We start from the raw sequence: 21,710 nt of genomic DNA, 5'->3' as shown, positions 1-21,710 counted from the left end.
GGCCAGCGCCGCGCCGCGCCGGCCGGCGGCGATCACCAGCCACGGGCCGGGCGGCGTGGCGGGCGGCGGCGGCAGGCTGCGCCACCCGGCGGCCAGCAGCGCGGCACCCCCCGGCAGCGCATCGGCGGCCACCGGCGCATCGATCCAATGGCGCACCCGGGCGAAGACCGTGCGCGGCAGCGCGCTGCGCGGGCCGCAGGGCGGTGCCTCGCCGATCACCACATGCGCATTGGTGCCGCCCAGCCCGAAGGACGAGACGCCGGCGCGGCGTGGCCCGTCGCGGCGCGGAAAGGGCCGCGCGGCCTCGGCCAGCACGAAGCCGCTGGCGGCCAGCCCGGGATGCGGCGGGCCGGGATGCAGCGCCGGCGGGATGACGCCATGCTCGACCGCCAGCACGGCCTTGATCAGCCCGGCCACGCCCGCCGCCGCATCCATGTGCCCCAGCTGCGCCTTGGCGGCGCCCAGCACGGGTGGCGCGATGCCTTCGCGCGGCGGGCCGAAGGTCTGCGCCAGGGCCTGCAATTCGATGGCGTCGCCGACCTGCGTGGCGGTGCCGTGGCCCTCGACGAAGCCGATCGCGGCCGGCGCGACGCCCGCCACCTGCAGGGCCTGGCGGATGGCGCGCGCCTGGCCGTCCAGCCCCGGCGCGGCGAAGCCGGCGCGCCGCCGCCCGTCATTGGTCACCGCCGAACCCAGGATCACGGCGCGGATGGCATCGCCGGCGGCCAGCGCATCGGCCAGCCGGCGCAGCACCACCACCGCGGCGCCATCGCCCTTCACCGTGCCGGCGCCCTGGCTGGTATAGGGGCGGCAGGCGCCATCGGGGCTCATCACGCCACCCGGCTGGTGGATATAGCCGGCGCGCAGCGGCACGGTGATCGAGACGCCGCCGGCCAGCGCGACGTCGCATTCCCCCGCGATCAGCGCCTGCACCGCCAGGTGCACGCCGACCAGGCTGCTGCTGCAGGCCGTCTGCACCCCCACCGCCGGCCCGCCGAGGCCCAGGTGATAGGCCACGCGCCCGGCCAGCATGTCCTTGTCCACCGCCGCGATGCCGCCGAGGCCCGCCAGCCCGGCGCCCGCCGCGTGCCCCAGCCAATGCGTCGCCATCGAGGCCGAGGCGAAGATCCCGGCACCCGCGCAGCCCGGCCCCTGCGGCGCGATGCCGGCTTCCTGCAGCGCCGCCCAGCAGCATTCCAGGAAGATGCGCTGCTGCGGGTCCATCAGCGCGGCGTCGCGCGGGGCGATGCCGAACAGCGCGGCGTCGAACAGCTCGGCGCCGTCCAGCACGCCGCGCGCGGCGACGTATCCAGGTTCGCCGGCCTGGCCGGTCGGGTCGTCCTGCGGCGCCACCGCCACGATGCCCGACCGGCCGGCCATCAGCAGGTCGTGCAGCGCGTCGATATCGGGCGCGCCGGGAAAGCGGCCCGCCATGCCGATGATGGCGATGGCGGTGTCGTCGATGGTCATCACGCGCCGTCCCGCGCGGCGCGGGCGCGGGCCAGGCGCGCGCGCCCGGCGCGGCGGGCGCCGCCGTCATCGGTCTCGGCGGGCGGCGGGCTGTCCTGGGTCGTCAGCGCCGCCGCCAGCCCGCGCACCGTCGGATGGCGGAAGATGTCGAGCACCGCGACCGGCTGGCCCGCCGCGGCGGCGCTGGCTTCCGCCAGGCCCGGCACCATCAGCGAATGGCCGCCGAGGTCGAACAGGTTGGCATCCACCGGCACGGTGGCGAGCCCCAGCCTGTCGGCCCAGGCAACGGCCAGCGCGGCTTCCAGCGCCGTCGCCGGCACCGCGCCGGCGATGGGCGTCGCCGCCGGGTCCGGCAGCGCGGCACGGTCGAGCTTGCCCTGCGCAGTCACCGGCAGCCGGTCCATCGGCACCAGCCGCGCCGGCACCATGTAGCCCGGCAGCCGGGCGCGCAGCGCGGCCAGCAGCGCGGCGGCATCGGGCGGCGCGTCGCTGCCGACCACCCAGGCCACCAGCGCGCCGCCGCGCGATTCCACCGCCGCATCCGCCACGCCGGGTGCGTCGAGCAGCGCGGCGCGCACCTCGCCCGGTTCGATGCGGTGGCCGCGGATCTTCACCTGCGCATCGGCGCGGCCGAGGTAGTCGAGGTCGCCATCCGCCGCCCGCCGCGCCCGGTCCCCGGTGCGATACAGCCGTCCGCCCGGCGCGCCGAAGGGGTCGGGGATGAAGCGTTCCGCCGTCAGCGCGGGCTGGCCGAGATAGCCCCAGGCCAGGCCGGCGCCGGCGACATGCAATTCGCCCGGGAAGCCCGGCGGCACCGGCTGCCCGTCCGCACCCAGCACATGCAGGCCGAGATCCTCCAGCGGCACGCCGATCCGGCTGGCGCCGCCGGCCTGCGCATCGGCCGCGCGCACGCGGCGATGGGTGACATGCACGGTGGTCTCGGTGATGCCGTACATGTTGGTGACGATGGGCGATGCATCGCCGCGCCGGGCGAACCAGCCGCGCAGCGCGGCGAAGTCCAGTGCCTCGCCGCCGAAGACCAGGTGGCGCAGCGCCAGCGCCGGCCCGCCCGCCGCCGCATCCGCCGCATCGAGCTGCGCGAAGGCCGAGGGCGTCTGGCTCAGCACCGTCACGCCGGCATCGGCCAGCAGCGCCAGCACGGCGTCGGGGGACCGGCGCAATTCCTCGGGGGCCAGCACCAGGCGGCCGCCATGCAGCAGCGCGCCCCAGACCTCCCAGACCGAGAAGTCGAAGGCGAGGGAATGCAGGCAGGACCAGACATCGCCGGGCCCCGGCACCAGCACGCCGTGGCTGGCGGGGAACAGGCGCAGCGCGGCGGCATGGGGCACGCCGACCGGCTTCGGCGTGCCGGTCGAACCCGAGGTGTGGATGACATAGGCGAGGTCGTCGGCACCAGCCGCGCCGGGCGGCGCGGGGCCATCGGCGGGGGCTTCGGCCAGCCGCAGCGCCGGCCCCGCCCAGGGCAGCGGCCTGGCCGTGACGGTCAGCCGCGCGCCGGCCAGCAGCGCGGCGGCGCGCGCCGGCGGCGTGGCGGGGTCCACGGGCACATAGGCCGCGCCCGCCATCAGGATGCCGACCAGCGCGGCGATGCCATCCGCATCGCGGTCCACCAGCAGCCCGACGCGATCGCCGCGCCCCACGCCACGCGACGCCAGCGCCTGCGCGATGCCGCGCGCGCGCGCCGCCAGCGCGCCATGGCTGGTCCAGGCGATGCCCTGCGGCCCGGGCACGCCGATGGCGGGCGCATCGGGCCGCGCGGCGGCCTGCGCAGCGAAGCGCCCATGCAGCGTGCCGGCGGTGGCGATGACGCGGCGCGGGCTTCCCGCGGCGCCCGCCGCCGCGGCGTGATGCGGCGCCAGCAGGCGCAGCGCGCCGATCGGCCTGTCCGGCGACGCGACGGCGTCCGCCAGCAGGGTGGTGAAGCCGTCCGCGATGCTGCGCGCGCTGGCGGCGTCGAACAGCGCGGCGGCGTAGGTCAGCGTGCCGCCGAAGCCCTGCGCGTCCTCCCACAGGCTCGGTTCCAGTTCGAAGCGCGCGGCGGTGGCGTGCAGCGGGAAGGGCGTCGCGCCGCTGCCGTCGAGCATCGCGGCATCGAAGGGCGGTTGCAGCGTGAGCGTGGTCTCGACGAGTGGCGTGCGCGACGGGTCGCGATCCGGCCGCACGGCGCCGACCAGGCGTTCGAAGGGCAGGCCGGCGGTGATGGCGCCGCGCGATTCCGCCGCGACCTGGCGCAGCAGCGCGCGGAAGGTCGTGGCGCCCGCGCAATCCGCCGCGACCACCGCGGTATCGACGAACAGGCCGAGCGTTTCCTCCGCCCCCGCCGGCCGCCCGGCGACCGGCACGCCGATCGCGATGCGGTCCTGGTGGCACAGCCGATGCAGCAGCGCCGCCCAGCCGGCCAGCAGCACGGCGTAGGGGGTGGTGCGCTCGGCGCGTGCCAGGGCGCGGATGGCCTCGGCGGCGGCGGGCGGGATGCACAGCGGCACGGCGGCGCCGGCGGCGTCGCGCACCGGTGCGCGCGGCCGGTCGGCCGGCAGGTCGAGCGGCGGGATGCCGCGCAGCCGCGCCGCCGCGTCGTCCAGCGCGGCGTGCAGTGCGGCACTTTCGACTTCGGCGCGGCGCGCGGCGGCCAGGCTGCCATAGGACGGGCGCGGCGGCGGCGGCAGGGCATCGCCGCGCAGCGCGGCGGCCAGGTCGCGCATCACCACGCCCATGCCGATGCCGTCGGCGACGATGTGGTGGACCGCGAAGACCAGCACGGCATCGCCATCGGCCAGGCGCACCAGCGTGGCGCGCCACAGCGGGCCACTGTCGTCGCCCGCCAGCGCGAAGGGCGCGAGCGCCAGGCGCTGCACCTCGGCCGCATCGCCGTCGATCACCGGCAGCGTCACCGGCAAAGGCGGGTCGATGCGCAGCGCGGGGCCGGGCACCACGCGCCCGCGCAGCGCGGCGTGGCGCGCCAGCACCGCGGCGATCGCGGCTTCGATCCGCCCGGCATCCGCGCCACCGGCGAAGCGCAGCGCCAGCGGCATGACATAGGCCGCATTGCCCGGTGCCAGGCGTTCGAGGAACCACAGCCGTTCCTGCGCGGGGGCCAGCGGCCAGTCGCCCGGCTCGTCGTCGGGCAGCGCGGCGACCGCCGACGCATCGCGCAGCGCGGCCGCGAGGTCCGCCAGGCGCGGCGCGTCGAACAGCGCCTTCACCGGCAGATCAACCCCGAAGCGCGCGCGGATGCGCGCCATCAGCGTCATGCCCAGCAGCGAATGGCCGCCCAGGGCGAAGAAATCATCCTCGCGCCCCACCGATGCGCGGCCGAGCAGGTCGCACCACAGGTCGGCCAGCGCGCGTTCCGCCTCGTCGCGCGGCTGGTCGGGCGCGTCGGCGTCGTCCAGCGCCTCGACCACGCGGATCTCGGCGACCAGGCCGCGTTCGGCGAGGCTGTCGGCGATGGCGCGCGCGGCTTCGGCCCGGCGGCGCGCGCGCAGCGGATCATTGGCCGGCGCGCCGGTCGCGCGGGGCAGCGGCAGCGCGAAGGGATCGGCCGCCATGTCCGGCGGCACCAGCAGCGCATCCATGCGCGTCGGGTCGTCGGCCGTGAAGCCGGCTTCGAGCGAGCAGCCAGGCGCCTGCGCGCGCAGCGCCGCGAGATCGACACCGGTGCCGAGCCGTCCATTGGGGATGCCGATGACGCGCAGCGGCTGCGTCGCCGCCGGCGGCAAGGCACCGTCCCAGGGCAGCGCAGGCACCGGCGCGGCAGGTGCTTCGCGCAGCAGCGCATCGAAGCGCCAGTCGGTCAGTTCGCAGCCGGCATCGCCGTGCTTCAGCAGCGCGGTGGCCGCCATGCCCAGCGTGCCGAGCCAGGCGGGGTCGATCAGCAACTCCGTCTCGTCGGCCACCGGCCGGCCGCCGCGCGCGGCGAAGGCGTCGGCAAGCCCGCGATGGCGCAGGTCGCCGAGGAACAGCACGCCGCCGGGGGCGAGGCGCGCACGCAGCCCGGCCACGACGCGCGCCAGGTAGTCGAGCGAGGGGAAATACTGCACCACCGAATTCAGCACGATCAGGTCGAAGCCACCGGGCAGGCCCTCGACATCCGCCGCGTCGCGGCGTTCGAGCACCACCTTCGCCGCATCCGCGGGCGCCAGCCGCGCGGCGATGCGCGCGAGCGCGGGGGCGGAGGTATCGGTCGCGTGGTAGTGCCCGGTCTGCGGCGCCAGCGCGTGCAGGATCATGCCGGTGCCGGCGCCGACCTCGAGCACGCGGCGCGGTGCGAAGGCACGCAGGCGCGCCAGCGTCGCATCGCGCCAGGCGGCCATCTGCGCGGCGGGAATGGGCTGCCCGGTCAGCGCGCTGCGCCAGCCATGGAAGGGGTCGGCGGCGGCGGCGTCCTCGGCGTGCAGGCCTTCATGCAGGTCGCGCCATGCCGAGAGTTGCGCGGCGGCGAGATGCGGCGCGGCATCGTGGTCGAGCGCCAGCGTCAACAGCGCCAAGGGTGGGCTGCCCGGGCGCACCGCGCAGCCGGTCACGCCCGGCAGCGCGAGCACGGCCTCGCGCAGCGCCCGTTCGGGCGGGACCCGCAGCGCAAGGGCGCGGCGATCCACCTTGCCGGCCGGCGTCAGCGGCAGGGCGGGCAGCATCTCGATACGGGCGGGCACCAGCGCATCGGGCAGGCGTTCGGCGAGGGCGGCGCGCAGCGCGGCGGGGTCCGGCGCGGCGGGGGCGATCGGCAGGGTGGCACCGCCGAACAGGCGCCGGTGCAGCGCGCTGCCACCCACGCCGGCCGCTTCATGCGGGCTGTCGAGCACGAGCGCCGCGACCTCGACATCATCGCGCAGCACGCGCAACGCCACGCGATAGTCGGGGTTCAGGCCATTGGCGCAGCGCGTCCAGTCGCAGCGCAGCTCGACCACGTCGCCGGCGCGCAGCGGCAGCGGGCCATCGGGCAGCGGCAGCAGCACCGGCAGCCAGGCATGTTCGCCATCGAGCGTGTCGAGCCGCGTGGCGTCGTCCAATTCCAGCGTCAGCCAGGCCAGGATGCCGGCCATGGCGCCGTCGCGCGTCACCACGCGGCGGCTGGCCTGCGTGCCCTGCCCGGCATCGGGTGCTTCATGGTCCAGCGTTTCGAAGGGCGCGGGATCGGCCAGCAGCGCGTCACGCCCGACGCGGCGCAGGCACAGCCGCAGGTCGAAGCGCCGCCCGGCATCGGCGAAGACGCGCTCGGCGTAGTGCGCGCCGGTGGCGGCGAAGCCGGCCGCGGCCAGCACCGCCTCGGGCAGCTCCACCGGGGCCGCCAGCGTCAGGCTGCGCCGCGGCAACATGCGGATGCCCGGATGGCGCGCCCGCACCGCATCCAGGATCGCCGCCGCGCCCTCGGCACCGCCCAGCGAACCGACGATCTCGCTGACGCAGACCTCGGGCGGGCCATGCGGTGTCTCGGGCAACACCAGGCTGCGCGCATCGCCGCGGATCAGCGTGATGCGGTCGGTCAGCCCAAGCCGCGCGATGGTCGCCTGCGCCTGGCGATAGGACGCTTCCAGCAGTTCCACCGCGAAGACATGGCGCGCACCGGCGGCGACGCATTCGCGCGCCAGGATCGCCTCCCCGCCCGTGCCGACATCGAGCACGACGCGGCCCGGCACCACGGCGCGGATGGCGTCGCGATAGGGAAGCGCGCGCCGTTCGTCCGCCGCCAGCGCGTGGTAGAGCAATTCGTCATAGACGAAGAACTCGGCGATCGAGGGCCATAGTTCGATGCCAGGCGGTTCGGCGACGGCAAAGGCGGCCAGCGCGCCGTCCTGCGCCACCACGGCGGCATCGGCGATGCCCGGCAGCGCGCGCAGCGCGGCCTCGACCTCGGCGGGTTCGATGCGCACGCCGCGCAGCTTCACCTGCGCGTCGAGCCGCCCGAGCACCTCGATGCGCCCATCGTCGCGCCAGCGCGCGGCATCGCCGCTGCGGTACAGCCGCGCGCCCGGTGCGCCATGCGGGTCAGGCCGGAAGCGATCCGCCGTCAGGTCGGGACGATTGTGGTAGCCGCGCGCCAACCCGGCGCCGCCGACGCACAATTCGCCGGTCGCGCCCGCCGGCACACGCCGTCCCGCCGCATCCAGGATGCGCACCACCGCACCGGCGATCGGGGTGCCGACATGCGGCACGGCATCGGCCGCGGCCTCGGCGTCATCCAGCGCGCCCTGCGCGGCGCAGACCGAGGCCTCGGTCGGGCCATAGGCATTGATGAGGCGTCGGCCCGGCGCCCAGGCCGCGACGATGCCGGGCGTGCAGGCCTCGCCCGCGGTGACGATCGTGCGAAGCGCCGGCAGGTCGGCGGGCGGCATCTCGCGCAGCAGGGCAGGCGGCAGGGTGGCGTGGGTGATGCGCCGCGCACGCAGCGTGGACAGCAGGTCCGGCCCCGGCAGCAGCGCATCGCGCGGTGCGAGGTGCAGTTCGCCGCCGCCCGCCAGCGTGGCGAAGATCTCCGACACGCTGGCGTCGAACCCCGGCGAGGCGAATTGCAGCACGCGACTGCCCGGCCCGCTGCCGAAGCCGGCGGCCTGCGCCATCGCAAGGTTGGCCGCACCGGCCTGGGTGACCGCCACGCCCTTGGGCGTGCCGGTCGAACCCGAGGTGAAGATCAGGTAGGCGAGGTCCTGCGCGCCGGGTGGCGTGCCGGCATGCCGCGCGGCGCCTGCCAGCAGCACCGCGACGTCGATATCCGCGCCGATCACGCGCGACACGCCCGCCAGGCGGCGCAGTTCCGCGCGCCGCGCCGCCGGCAGCGCAGGGTCGAGCGGCAGCCAGGCCGCGCCGATCCGCAGCAGGCCGAGCAACGCCGCGACCATCGATGCGCTGCGGTCGAATTGCCAGCCGATGACGTCGCCGGGCCGCACGCCCAGCGCGTGCAGCGCCGCGGCGGCGCGCAGCGAGGCATCGTGCAGTTCGCCATGCGTCATGCCGCCCGTCGCATCGCGCAGCGCCGGCGCATCGGGCCAGCGCGCTGCCGCGGCATCCGCCAGCGCAACCAGGCTGGTGGGCGGCGGCGCGGGCGGGCCGGCCTCGTGCAGGGCGATGCGCGCATCCTCGCCGGGCAGCAGCAGCGACGGCGCGTCGATGGACTGCATCGGGTCGGCCAGCAGCGCATCGAGCAGACGCGCGTAGCGCCCCAGCATGGCATCGACGGCGATCGCGGAGAACCGGCCGGTGTCGTAGGCCGCGAGCAGCTCCACCACGCCGTCATCGACACTGGCGTGCAGCTCCAGTTCGAAGCGCGCCGCAACCGGGCCATCGGCGAGCGGTTCCGCCACCAGCCCGGCCAGCGCGGGCGGCGCGCCGGGCTTCGGCACCAGCGCGAAGACCTGGCCGAACAGCGTGGCACCCCCCGCGCCGCGCGCCGGGCGCAGCGCCTGCACGATGCGTTCGAAGGGCACCTCCTGGTCGGCGAAGGCGTCGAGGCAGGTCGTGCGGGCGCGCGCCACGGCCTCGGCGAAGCTGGGCCCGCCCGACAGGTCGAGCCGCAGCGCCAGCGCGTTCACGAAGAAGCCCACCAGCCCCTCGGTCTCGCCACGCTGGCGGTTCGCGACAGGCGAACCCAGCGTGACCGCATCCTCGCCCGCCAGGCGCGACAGCAGCACCGCCCAGGCGGCGAACAGCACCATGAAGGGCGTCGCATCCAGCCGCGCGCAGGCCGCGGCCAGGTGCGGCACGGGATGGCGCAGCCGCCGCGCCGCACCGCGCCCGCGCGGGCCAGCGCCGCTCTGCGGCAAGGCCAGCGGACGCGCGCCGGAAAGGCGTTGCGTCCACCGCGCGAGAGCGGCGTCGAGGCCATCCTCGGCGGCACGTTCGCGCTGCCACGCGGCATAGTCGCGGTAGCGCACCGGCAAGGGCGGCAGCGCGGCGTCGCGACCGGCCTGCGCGGCGTCGTGCAGGGCGGCGATCTCGGCGAGGATCACGCCGAAGGACCAGCCATCCACGGCGATGTGGTGGAAGGCCAGCAGCAGCACATGGTCCTGCGCGCCCAGGCGCAGCAGGCGCGCGCGCAGCGGCGTCTCGCAGGTGAGGTCGAAGGGTTGCGCGGCTTCGGCCTCGGCGGCCGCGCGCAGCGCCGCCGCGGGATCGTCGAGGAAGGACAGGTCGTCGATCGGCAGCGGCACCGGCGCCGGCGGCAGCACGCGCTGCACGGGCGCATCGTCCTCGCTGCCCGGCTCGAACACGGTGCGCAGCGGTTCGTGCCGCGCCACCAGCCCATCCAGCGCCGCGCGCAGCGCCGCGACATCGAGCACGCCGCGCAGCCGCGTGTTGAGCGGCACCACATAGCCGGCACCGGCATCGCCACGCCGTTCCAGGAACCACAGCCGCGCCTGCGCAAAGCTGGCGGGGGCGCGATCGCCCTCGGGCGCGCAGCGGCCGATCCCCGCGGTGGCCTGCACCGCCGCGTCCAGGAAGGCCAGCAGTTCCGGCTTGCGCGCCAGCAGCAGGGCGCGCAGGTCGGGCGTCAGCGCGCCATCGGGTGCGGTCACGGCCAATTGGCCTTCGCGCGCGCGCAGGCGAATGCCGCGGTCGCGCAACGCGGCCAGCACGGCTTCGATCGGCGCCTGGGCCAGGGTGGCGGTCACAGCAGCTCGGCCTCTCCGTCATCCGCCGCGTCATCGGCAACCCAGCGGCGCGCCTGCACCGCGGCCGCGAGGGCGGCGACGCTGGGCTGTTCGAAGATGGTGCGCAGCGGCAGTTCCACGCCCGTCGCCTCGCGCATCAGGGAGACGGCGCGCGTCGCCACCAGGCTGTCCGCGCCATGGGCGAACAGGTCGCATTCGACTCCGAGCGTGTCCAGCGCCAGCAGGCGCGACCAGATGCCGAGCAGCTCGCCCTCCAGCGGCGTGCGCGGCGCCAGCCCGGGTGCCGCGGCGCGCGAGGGCGCCAGCGCGGCCAGCGCCGCGCGATCCAGCTTGCCGTTGGGTGACAGCGGCAGGGCCGGCAACACGGTCACGCTGCGCGGGACCATGTGTTCGGGCAGCACGGCACGCGCGTGGTCCAGCACGGCATCGGGCGACGGCCCACGCGCCGTCGTGCCCGCCTGCGCGATCAGCACATCGAGCCCGAGCGCATCGGGGATGCTGCCGGGCCGCGCGATGCAGCGGCTCTCGGCGAAGCCGGCCTGCGCGAAGGCGGCGCGCCAGCCCGCGCGCGACAGCAGCGGATGGTCCGGGCGCAGCTCGCGGTCCGTCATCCGGTCGAAGCCCTGCTGCAAGCCCATGCCGAGGTCATAGACCGCGTGGAACGTGGTCTCCTCGATGGCCAGCAGCACGCCGCCGGGCGCCAGCGACACCGCGAGATCCTGCAACGTCGGCGCGATGCGGCTGGCATCGTGCAGCACGCTGGCGGCGACGATGATGTCCACCGAACCCGGCGCCACGCCCTGCGTCGCCGCCGGGCGATCGAGATCGAGCAGCGCGGTCTCGAGCCCCGGCGTGGCGGCGAAGTCGCGCTCCGCCTGATCCAGGAAGAATCGCGAGATGTCGGTGAAGCGATAGGTGGCGCCCGGCGGCAGCAGCGGCAGCAGGTGGCGCGTCGCGGTGCCATAGCCGGCGCCGACTTCCAGCACGCGCAGCGGCCGTCCCGCCGGCAGGCGCGCGAGCACCGCGGCGAAAGCGCCGGCCAGCGCGCGATGGCAACCACCGAAAATGCGTTCGTACAGCGCCGGGATGGCTGGGTCGGCATAGAGCTGCGCGGAATGCACGCGCTCGGTCAGGATGGCGGCGAGCTCCGCGCCGGCATCGTCGGCCAGCAGCGGGCGGCGCGCGACCCAGGCCGGCCCGCTGCGTGCGAGTGCGCCGGCCGCGGCAAGCCGCGCCAGCCCGCGGTCGAGCCACGCCGCATAGCGCGGCGCGATGGCGCAGCGCGCGAGCAGCGCCGGCGCCTCCCAGCGTTCCTCGGGCCCCTGGAACACGCCGAAGGCGGCGAGCGCCGATTCGACCAGCCGCGCATGGCGCGCGTCCTCGGCCTGCCAGGCGGCGTGGAAGGCGTCGTCGGCGGGTTCCGCCGGTGCGGCGGCCAGCGCCGCCTCGGCGGCGGCCGGCAGCGCATCGGCCGGCAGCACGGGCGCCGTCGCGATGCCCGTCGCGGCGATGACGAAGCCGGCCAGCGCCTTGCCCCCCGCCGCATCCTGCGTGACGGCCGCGGCCGCCTGCGCCACGCCGGGCGCGCTGGCCAGCGCGGCCTCGACCTCGCCCAGCTCGATGCGGAAGCCGTTGACCTTCACCTGGCCGTCGCGGCGGCCGAGGAACTCCACGACCCCACCGGGGCGCACCCGCCCGGCATCCCCGGTGCGATAGAGCCGGTCGCCGGTCTGCGGATGGCGGATGAAGGCGGCCGCGGTGCGCGCCGCGTCGCCCCAATACCCCTGCGCGAGGCCGATGCCGCCGATGTGGATCTCGCCCTCCGCCCAGTCGGGCCGCGCCGCGCCATCGGGCGCGAGCACCTGGATGGTCTGGTTCTCCATCGCGCGCCCATAGGGCACCGAGGACCATGATGGATCGGGCGCGCCGATCTCGTGCAGGATCGACCAGATGGCCGCCTCCGTCGCGCCGCCCATCGAGACCAGGCGCGACGACGGCCAGCGGCGGCGCGCCGCATCCACCAGCGGCAGCGGGATCCAGTCGCCCGACAACAGCACGGCGCGCGGCGGCGGCGCGGCGGCGTCCGCCACGTCGAAGCGCATCTGCAGCAGCTGCGGCACGGAGTTCCACAGCGTGACGCGATGCTCGGCCGCGAGGCGCGCCCAGGCCTGCGGGTCGCGCTCCTCGCCATCCACCGGGATCACCGCCGCGCCGCCGGCGCCGGGCACGCCGAACAGGTCCCACACCGACAGGTCGAACGACAGCGCCGAGAGCGCCAGCACGCGATCCGCCGGCGTCAGCGCCAGGCGGCCTTCAAGGTCGGCCAGCGTATTCGCCGTCGCGCCATGCTGCATGGCCACGCCCTTCGGCCGGCCGGTCGAACCGCTGGTGTAGATGATGTAGGCGAGATCCTCGGGCGTCGTGCCGTGGCCCGGCGCGCCGGCGACCAGTGGTGCGTCCGCGACGGCCAGCGCGACGCTGCCATCCGGCCAGCCGCGATCGACCAGCGCCGCATGGGTCAGCACGACGCGCACGCCGGCATCGGCGAACAGCAGCCGCAGCCGCTCCGCCGGCAGCGCGGGATCGACCGGCAGGTAGGCCGCGCCGGATTCCAGCACCGCCAGCGTGGCGACCGCCTGTTCCCACCCCTTGCGCAGCGCGACGGCGACAATGCTGCCGCGCCCGATTCCCATCGTGGCCAGGCGCTGCGCCAGTCCATGCGCGCGGGCCGCCAATTCGCCATGCGTCAGCACGCGGCCGCCGGCGATGGCCGCGGCCTGGCCGGCGTGGCGCTGCGCGGCGCGTTGCAGCCCTGCCTGGAGCAGCGTCGGTTCGCGCCGCACCGTCGTCGCGTTCATCGCACGGCGTTCGGCCTGCTGCGCCGCGGGCAGTTGCGGCGCGACCGCGCGATCCCACGCCGCGTCACCGGCCGCGAGGTTGGTCAGCAGGCGGAGGTAGGCGCCGAACATCGCCTCGGCCACGCCATCGGGGAAGGCCTGGTCCAGCACGTTCCAGGTCAGCGCGAGTTCGCCGCCGATCTCGGCCACGCCGTGGTCCAGCCAGACCTGCGGCGTCTGCGCCGCGCGGAAGCCGACCGGGCCGAAGCGGTGCAGCGCATCCGCGCCATCCTCCTTGCCCGGCAGGCCGAGCAGGCTGGTGAAGACCACCGGGAAGAGCATCCCGGGCGGGCGGCCGCGGCGGCGCGAGATCTCGCGCATCAGCGCCACCGCGCCGGGATGCGGGTGCTCGAGGTCCTGCCACAGGCGGCGCTGCAGGCGGCCGGCGGCCTCGGCGAAGGTCGCGCCGGGGCTGCGTTGCACCGCCAGCAGCAGCAGCGCGGTGAAGTCGCCGACGAGGTCCGTCATCTCCGGATGCAGCGGCGGGCGGTCGAAGCGCGTGAGGTTCAGCGTGAAGTCCGGCTCGCGCGTCCAGAAGGCCAGCGTCTCGGCGAAGGCGGCGAGCACGACGGAGGTCGGGCTGAGCCCCCGCGCCGCGGCGCGGGCGCGAATCTGCGCCCAGGCGCCGCGATCCATCCGGTGCGACAGCAGCGCGAAGCGCGGCGGCCCGTCGCGTCGCAGCGGCGCCAGCGGCAACGCCGGCGCATCCGGCAGCGTGTCGAGCCGCGCGGTCCAATAGGCGCGCGACGCCGCATAGGCCGGGCGGTCCTGTTCGGCGATGCGCGCCATCACGACATCGCGGAAGGACAAGGCGAGCGGCGGTGGCGGGGCCTTGCCGTCGTAGCGGTCGCGCAGTTCGATGAAGATCAGGTTCAGGCTGTGCGCGTCGATCACCAGCGTGTCGATGCCGACATGCAGGCGCCAGCCATCGGCCAGGCGCGAGGCCTCGACGCGGAACAGCGGCCAGCGGTCCGGCGGGGGCATCTCCTCCGCCAGGCGTTCGCGCACGCCGTCGGGCCGATCGTGGCGGGCGATGGCGTAGCGCGGCACCTGCGCCAGGATGCGCTGCGTGCCGTCGGCGCCGACCACCGCGCGCAGCATGCCGTGGCGCTGCACCACGACGTTCCAGGCGGCCTCGAAGCGGTCGAGGTCGAGGCCCTGCGCGTCCACTTCGAAATACACATGCGCGGCGGTGCCGCCGACCGCGAAGCTGCTGTCGCGGCCGATCCAATAGGCCTGCTGCACGTCGGTCAGCGGGAAGGGGATATGCTGCGCGGCCGCGTCGGGCGAAAGCGCGGCCTGCGGCGCGGTGGTGTCGAGCGCCTCCAGCCGCGCCGCCAGCGCGGCGACCGTCGGTGCTTCGAAGAACAGGCGCAGCGGCACATCACGCGCCAGGCGTTCGCGCAGCGTCGCGGCGATGCGCGCCGCGAGCAGGGAATGTCCGCCCAGCGCGAAGAAATCATCGTCGCGGCCCACGCGCGGCAGGCCGAGCGCCTGCGCGAAGGCTTCCGCCACCGTGCGCTCCGCGCCGTCGCGCGGGGGGGCGAAGGCGGCGGCCTCGGGTGCCGGCAGCGGCAGCGCGGCGCGGTCCACCTTGCCGATCGCGGTCAGCGGCAGGCGCGGCAGCAGCACGAAGCCAGTGGGCACCATCGGCGGCGGCAGCAGGGCCTCGAGCGCGCTGCGCAAGGCCGGCACCAGCGCGGCGACGCTGCCGGAGGGCGTATTGGCGAGCATGTCGGGCAGGCGCGCCGCAGGCTGCCAGGCGGGCATGCGCGGCGGCGGCGCGCCGGGGCGATGGAAGCCGGCATCAAAGCGGTCGGGGTCGGCGGAGGGCGCGAGCACGCAGTCCCAGCCCTGCGCGCGCGCCAGCGCCAGCACGGCCGCCGGATCGACGCCATGCGAGGCCCACGCGGTCGCGGCGGCACGCAGGGCGGCAGCGGGCGTGGCCGGCGCGGCGGCCGACAGCGCATCCTGCGCGGCGGCGTCGGCCAGCAGCCGCGCATTGGGCAGGCCCGTCGCGACGAAGGCTTCCCCGCGCGCGAGCCGCGCCGCGACCGCGTCGAGGTCGTCCGTCGGCACGCAGGGCGCCGCCGCCCAATCCGGCATCGTCGGATGCAGCACCGCGGTGTAGCGGTAGCGCGTCAGTTCATTGTGCGCCGGGCCGGGCTGCAGGCGCAGCTCCACCGCCGCGACGCCATCCATGGTGGCGAAGGCGGCAGGGTCGATCAGCAGTTCCGCTTCCTGCGCCACCCGGCGGTCCGTGGCGGCGCGCAGCGTGGCGGCGGTGGCGGTGTCCGGCGCGCGCGCCAGTTCGGCCGCGGCGGCAAGCCGGCGCTGGTGCCGCAGGTCGCGGATGTCCGCCAGGTGCACCACGCCGCCCGGCCGCAGCGCGTGCAGCGCGCCCGCGATCACCTCGCGCAGATAGGCCAGGCCGGGGAAATACTGCACCACCGAACTCAGCAGCACGCAGTCGAGGCTGCCCGGCGCGATGCCGGTGAAATCCGCCGCATCCTGCCGCCGCAACACCACCTGCGGCAGATCGAGATCGGCGCGGATGCGATCGAGCGCCACCTGGGAGGCATCGGTGCCGCAATAGCTGTCCGTCGCCGGCGCGATGCGGCGCAGCAGCAGGCCGGTGCCGCAGCCCGGTTCCAGCACCGCGCGCGGGCGGCGCGCCAGCACCTGCTCCACCGTGTCGGCGACCCAGTCGCGCATCTCGGCATCCGGGATCGGCGCGCCGGTATAGGTGCTGATCCAGCCGGTGGTGTCGAAGGCGGCATCGGCGGCGCGCTCGGCGCCGTAGATGCGCTGGTCGAACAGGTCGGCCCAGCCGCGCAGCGTGCCGTCGCGCTCGCCCTCGGCGGGCACCACCCAGGCGACCAGGCGCCGTTCGCCATCCGGGCCGGCCGGCGTGCCGACCACGGCCTGCGCGACGCCGGGCTGGGCAAGCAGCGCGGCCTCGATCTCGGCGGGCTCGACGCGGAAGCCGCGGATCTTCGCCTGGCGGTCGATGCGCCCGAGGAACTCGACCGCGCCGGCGCTGCCGATGCGCCCGCGGTCGCCGGTGCGATACAGCCGCGCGCCCGGCGTGGCGGCGGACGGGTCGGGGCGGAAGCGTTCGGCGGTCAGGTCGGGCCGCCCGAGATACCCGCGCGCGACACCCGCGCCGCCGACGCAGATCTCCCCCGGCACGCCGCGCGGCACGGCACGCCCCGCGGCATCGAGCAACTGCACCGTGGTGCCGTTCACCGGCCGGCCGACCGGGATGGCGCCGGGCGTGACCTCCGCCACATCCTGCGTCAGCGCGAAGATGGTCGTCTCGGTCGGGCCGTAGCCGTTGGTGAAGGCCGCGCCATGCCCCAGCATCGCGCGCACCGCATCGGGCGCGACCACGTCGCCGCCGGCCAGCACCTGGCGGCGGCCGCGCAGCGCGGCGGGATGCGCCAGCGCCATTTCGCGGAACAGCCCGGCGGTCAGCCACAGCCGCGTAACGCCATGGCGGTCGAGGAAGCCCGCCAGGTCGGCCAGCGACAGCCGCCCCGGCGGCGCGATGGCCACCGCGCCGCCATTGAGCAGCGGCGCCCAGATCTCGAGCGTCGAGGCATCGAAGGCGAGCGGCGCGTGCAGCAGCACGACCTCCTGCGCGCCGGCCTCGATGAAGGCCGGCGCGATGCAGCGCGAGGCGATGTTGGCATGCGTCACGCCGACCAGCTTCGGCGTGCCCGTGCTGCCGCTGGTGACCATGATGGCCGCAAGGCGGTCCGGCGCGATAGCATCGGCGCGCGGCATCGCGCCGGCATCCCGCACGACCAGGCCCGGGCCGATCACCAGCGCGGCGCGCGCCTGCGCCAGGACGCCCTCGCGCCGCGCCGCCGGCATCGCGGGGTCGATCGGCAGGTAAGCGCCGCCGGCGCGCAGCGTGGCGAGCATGGCGATCACCGCCTCCGCCCCGCGATCGAGGTCCAGCGCGACCACGTCCTCCGCGCCGATGCCGGCGCGCGCGATGGCCTCGGCCAGGGCGGCCGAGCGGCGATCCAGCTCGCCATAGCTGATGGCGAAGCCATCGCCGACCAGCGCCGGCGCATCGGGGTCGCGCGCCGCCATGGCCGCGAAGCGCGCGGGGATGTCGCTGCGCGCGGCCGGCGCACCTTCGAGCGGCGCGACGATCGCCGCCGCGCGCATCAGCGGCAGCGCCGAGAGCCGTGTGGCCGGCGCGCGCGCCGCCGCTTCCAGCAGCGCGAGGTAGCCTTCGATCCAGGCGGCGACCGTCGCCGCGTCGAACAGGTCGCGGTTGTAGGCGAGGAAGCCGCTGAAGCCCTGCGCCTGCGGCCACAGGTGCAGCTCCATGTCGAAGCGCACGGTCATGCGCGGCGGCGCCAGCACCTCGACCGCCAGGCCCGGCAGGTCGAAGCGCGGCGCCATGGTCTCGCCCGCCTGCACGGCGAAGATGGTGTTGAACAGCGGGTTGGCCGAGAGGTCGCGGCCCGGTGCCAGGTCCTGCACCACCCGTTCGAAGGGCAGGTCCTGATGCGCGAAGGCACCCAGACAGGCGGCCTTCACGCGGTCCAGATGCGTCGCGAAGTCAGGGTCGTCGGCGCATTCCGCGTCGAGCGCCAGGGAGTTCACGAAGAAGCCGACCAGCCCTTCGGTCTCGCCGCGGTTGCGGTTGGCGACCGGCGCGCCGACAGCGAAGCGCGCCTGGCCCGACAGCCGGTGCAGCAGCGCCTGGAAGCCGGCCAGCAGCGTCATGAAGGGCGTGGCGCCGCTGGCGCGCCCGAAGGCGGCCAGCCGCGCGGCCAGCGCCGGCGGGATGTGCAGCGGCAGGCTGGCGCCGTTGAAGCTCTCGCGCTCGGGCCGCGGCCGGTCGAGCGGCAGCGCGAGCGCCGGCACGCCGGGAAGCCGCGCGCGCCAATGCGCGAGGCTGGCTTCCTCCCGCGCGCCGCGCATCGTCTCGCGCTGCCAGCAGGCGACGTCAGCGTAGCGCAGCGGCAATGCCGCGCCCGTCGTGCCATGCGCGTAGAGCGCGCCGAGCTCGCGCACGATCACCTGCAGGGACCAGCCATCGGCGGCGATGTGATGGATGGCGCCGAGCAGCACGTGGTCATCGGCAGCGAGGCGCAGCAGCCGCATCCGCATCGGCCGCCCGGCCGAGAGGTCGAAGGGCCGTTCGACCTCGGCCTGCTGGAGGGCGGGAAGCTCCGCCGCGGTCGCGTCGATCACGTCGAGCGCCGGCGCGGGCGGCGGCAGCACGATCTGCCGAGGCTCGCCGTCGATCTCGCGGAAGGCGGTGCGCAGCGGTTCGTGCCGCGCCGCGAGCCCCGCCAGCGCGCCGGCCAGCGCCGCGACATCCAGCACCCCGCGCAGCCGCAGCGCCACCGGCATGGTATAGGCATGCCCGGCCAGCCCCAGCCGATCGAGCAGCCACAGCCGCGCCTGCGCGAAGGACAGCGGCGCGGCATCGGCCGGCGCCAGGCCCGCGCGCGGCGGCAGCGGCGGCGCCGCGCCATCGTCCAGCGCGGCGGCGATGCCGGCGATGGTGGGCGCTTCGAACAGCCTGCGCAGCGGCAGCTCGACCCCCAGCGCGGCGCGGATGCGCGAGACCAGCTGCGTCGCCAGCAGCGAATGGCCGCCGGCGGCGAAGAAATCGTCATGGATGCCGATCGCGGCGACGCCGAGCGTTTCGGCAAACAGCGCGGCCAATGCCTCCTCGATCGGCGAGCGCGGCTGGTCGCCCACCGGCGCGTCGGGCCTGGGCAGCGCGGCGCGATCGAGCTTGCCGTTGGACAGCAACGGCAGCGCCGGCAGCAGCATGATCGCGGCCGGGCGCATGTGGTCGGGCAGCACCTCGCGCAGGCGGTCACGCAGCGCGGGCAGCGGGTCGGCGCCCGGCTGCGCGGCGACGACATGCGCGACCAGCCGCCCGTCCTGCAGGCCGACCGTGGCGGCGCGCAGCTCCGGGCCGGCGAGCAGCGCGCGCTCGATCTCGGCGGGCTCGACGCGGAAGCCGCGCAGCTTCAGCTGGTGGTCGCGCCGGCCGAGGTAGCGCAACGCGCCATCGGCGCCGAGCCGCCCCTGGTCGCCCGTGCGATACAACCGCGCGCCGGGCGGGCCGTCGGGGTCGGGGCGGAAGCGGTCCGCGGTCTGCGCCGGGTCGCCGCGATAGCCGCGCGCCAGGCCCCAGCCGGCGGCCGCGATCTCGCCCACCGTGCCCGGCGGCAGCGAACGGCCCGCGTGATCCAGCAGCCGCACCGCCAGGTCGCCGAGCGGGCGGCCGATCGGCACGGGATCATCCTGCGGCGCGACCTCGTGCGTGGTGACGACATAGGCCTCGGTCGGGCCGTAGTGGTTGACCAGGCGCAGGCCCGGGCGTTCAGCGCGAAAGGCGGCGAGCGCCGGGGTTGCGCGGACGGCCTCGCCGGCGGTGTGGATCTCGGTCAGCGACTGTCCGCCACCGCGCGCCGCCAATGCGTCGATCACCAGCGACAGCGGCGAGAAGGGCATGAAGACGCGCTCGATGCGCGCATCGTCGATGCAGGCGGCGATGCGATCCGCATCGCGTCGGGCCGCGCCGTCCAGCAGCACCAGCGTGCCGCCGAGCGCCCAGGTGCTGAAGGCCTCCTGGAAGAACACGTCGAAGGCCTGGTGCGTGAAGCCCAACGTGCGCCGGCCGCGGTCTCCGAGCCGCTGCGCGTGCCAGCGCGCGACATTGGCCAGCGCGCGATGCGGCACCTCGACACCCTTGGGCGTGCCGGTGGAGCCGGAGGTGAAGATGATGGCGGCGAGGCTGTCCGGATGCGGCGCGGCGCGCGGCGTGTCGTGACCATCGGCGGTGGCGGGATCGACCAGCGTGACGCCGGGCAGCCGCGTGGTCAGGCGTGGTTCGACGATGCCGAGGGGTGGTCGGGCGGCGGCCAGGATGGCGGCGTGGCGCGCCGGCGCGTCGTCAGGGTCGAGCGGCACCACGGCGGCACCGGCGCGCAGGATGCCGAGCATCGCCGCATGCAGCCACGGCCCGCGGTCGAGGCACAGCGCCACCGGCGTCTCGGGCCCCGCACCCGCCGCGGCCAGCGCGCGCGCGATGCGCGCCGAGGCGGCATCCAGCGCGCGATAGGTCAGCGTCGCTTCGCCCGCCTGCAACGCCGGTGCATCGGGCAGGCGCAGCGCGGTCGTCTCGAACAACGGGTGCAGCAGCGGCGGCGCCTGGGTGCCGGCGGTGTCGTTCAGCGCGTCAAGGCAGGCGGCGTCGGCCACGGAGGGCGCCATCAGCGCCGACAACGGCGCGTCGGGCGCCGCCGCCGCGGCCTCCAGCAGCGCCGTCCAGCGGGCCAGCAGGCGCTGCGTGTCGGCCGCCTCCAGCGCGCCCACATCATGCACGGCGATGCCGGCAAAGCCGTCGCCCTCCGGCCAGCAATGCACTTCCAGGTCGAAGCGCGCGGCCAGCGCGGCGTGGTCCATCATGCGCGCGCGCAGGCCCGGCAGTTGCGGCGCGGCCGCCGCCGCCGCGCTGTCCTGCATCGCGAACATGGTCGAGAACAGCGGCGTGGCGTCCAGGCTGCGCGCCGGCTGCACGGCCTCCACCACATGGTCGAAGGGCACGTCCTGATGCGGCAGCGCGGCCATCCAGGCGGCACGCATCCGGCGCAGCAGCGTGCGGAAGGATGGGTCGCCGCGCAGGTCGCCCCGCATCACCAGCGTGTTCACCAGGAAGCCGATCAGCCCCTCGCTGCCTGGTTCGGTGCGGTTGGCGACCGGCACGCCCACCGCCGGGCGCGCCTGCCCCGCCTCGCGCCCCAGCGTGGCAAGGAAGGCCGCCAGCAGCAGCACGAAGGCCGTGGTGCCTTCCTCGCGCGCCAGCGCCATGGCGGCACCCGGCAGGCGGAAGCGCGTCGATGCGCCCTCCCCGCGCGACACGGGCGCGCCGGTGCGGTCGGTCGGCAGGTCGGTACGTTCGAGGCCTTCCAGCGCGGCGCGCCAGAACTGCACGCCGGCGGCGTCGTGCCGCGCCGCCTGCGCCGCCGCCAGGTCGGGCATCTGCAGTGGCAGCGGCGCAAGCGCCTGCCCACCCTGCAGCCGGCCCAGCTCCTCGAGCAGCACCGTCAGCGACCAGCCGTCGAAGGCGATGTGATGCACCGCCATCAGCAACGCGTGGCGATCCGGCGCCAGGCGCACCAGCCGCGCGCGCAGCAGCGGCGGCGCGGTGAGGTCGAAGGGGCGGCGACCCTCGGCCTCGACCAGCGTGGCCAGCGCCGCCTCGGATGCCACTTCCGTCACCGCCAGCGCGAAGGGCGCGGGTGGCTGCACCACCTGCATCGGCCGCCCATCGCGCTCGACGAAGGCGGTGCGCAGCGCCTCGTGCCGATGCACCAGCGCCTCGATCGCCCGGTGCAACGCCGCGACATCGAGCACGCCGTCGATCGCGAGGTTCACCGGCGTGACATAGCGATGCCCGGCGAGCCCCGCGCGCTCCAGGAACCACAGGCGCTTCTGCGCGGGGGAGGCCGGCAGCCCCTCCGCCGGACGAGCGGCGGGGCGGGCCAGGAAGGCCAGGATATCCTCGCGCCGCGCGCGCAGCACGGCGCGCGTCGCCTCGTCCAGCGCGCCCTGCGGGGCGGCGTAGCGCAGGCGCCCATCCTCGATACGCAGGCTGATCCCGCGCGCGGCCAGGTCCGAGACCAGGTCGGCGATGCCCGCCACCGGCTGTTGTCCATCCATGGCG

At 76.0% G+C, this 21,710-nt stretch carries 3 protein-coding genes; all 3 read right to left on the bottom strand.

Annotation, left to right across the window (positions count from 1 at the left end; genetic code table 11):
* On the bottom strand, nucleotides 1-1,470 hold a 1,470-nt coding region (locus tag LQ222_RS23120), incomplete at its 3' end, for a polyketide synthase (protein WP_230169234.1).
* Nucleotides 1,470-10,097 (bottom strand): non-ribosomal peptide synthetase, encoded by an 8,628-nt coding sequence (locus LQ222_RS23115; RefSeq protein ID WP_230169233.1) that lies wholly within the window; start codon nucleotides 10,095-10,097, stop codon nucleotides 1,470-1,472. The genes LQ222_RS23120 and LQ222_RS23115, both read right to left, overlap by 1 nt.
* Nucleotides 10,094-21,706: a non-ribosomal peptide synthetase gene (locus LQ222_RS23110; RefSeq protein ID WP_230169232.1), complete on the bottom strand. Its 11,613-nt coding sequence runs from the start codon at nucleotides 21,704-21,706 to the stop codon at nucleotides 10,094-10,096. The genes LQ222_RS23115 and LQ222_RS23110 overlap by 4 nt, the downstream gene beginning before the upstream one ends.
* Between the last annotated feature and the right edge of the window lie 4 nt (nucleotides 21,707-21,710).

The sequence above is a fragment of the Roseomonas sp. CECT 9278 genome, assembly GCF_918698155.1.
Classification (GTDB): Bacteria; Pseudomonadota; Alphaproteobacteria; order Acetobacterales; family Acetobacteraceae; genus Neoroseomonas.
Note: the sequence above shows the minus strand (reverse complement) of the source record. Positions and strands in the feature narration are given on the sequence as shown.

Bases quoted from the DNA above. Each gene is read 5' to 3' on its own strand.
- LQ222_RS23110 (WP_230169232.1), bottom strand. From the start codon at position 21,706: ATGGATGGACAACAGCCGGTGGCGGGCATCGCCGACCTGGTCTCGGAC.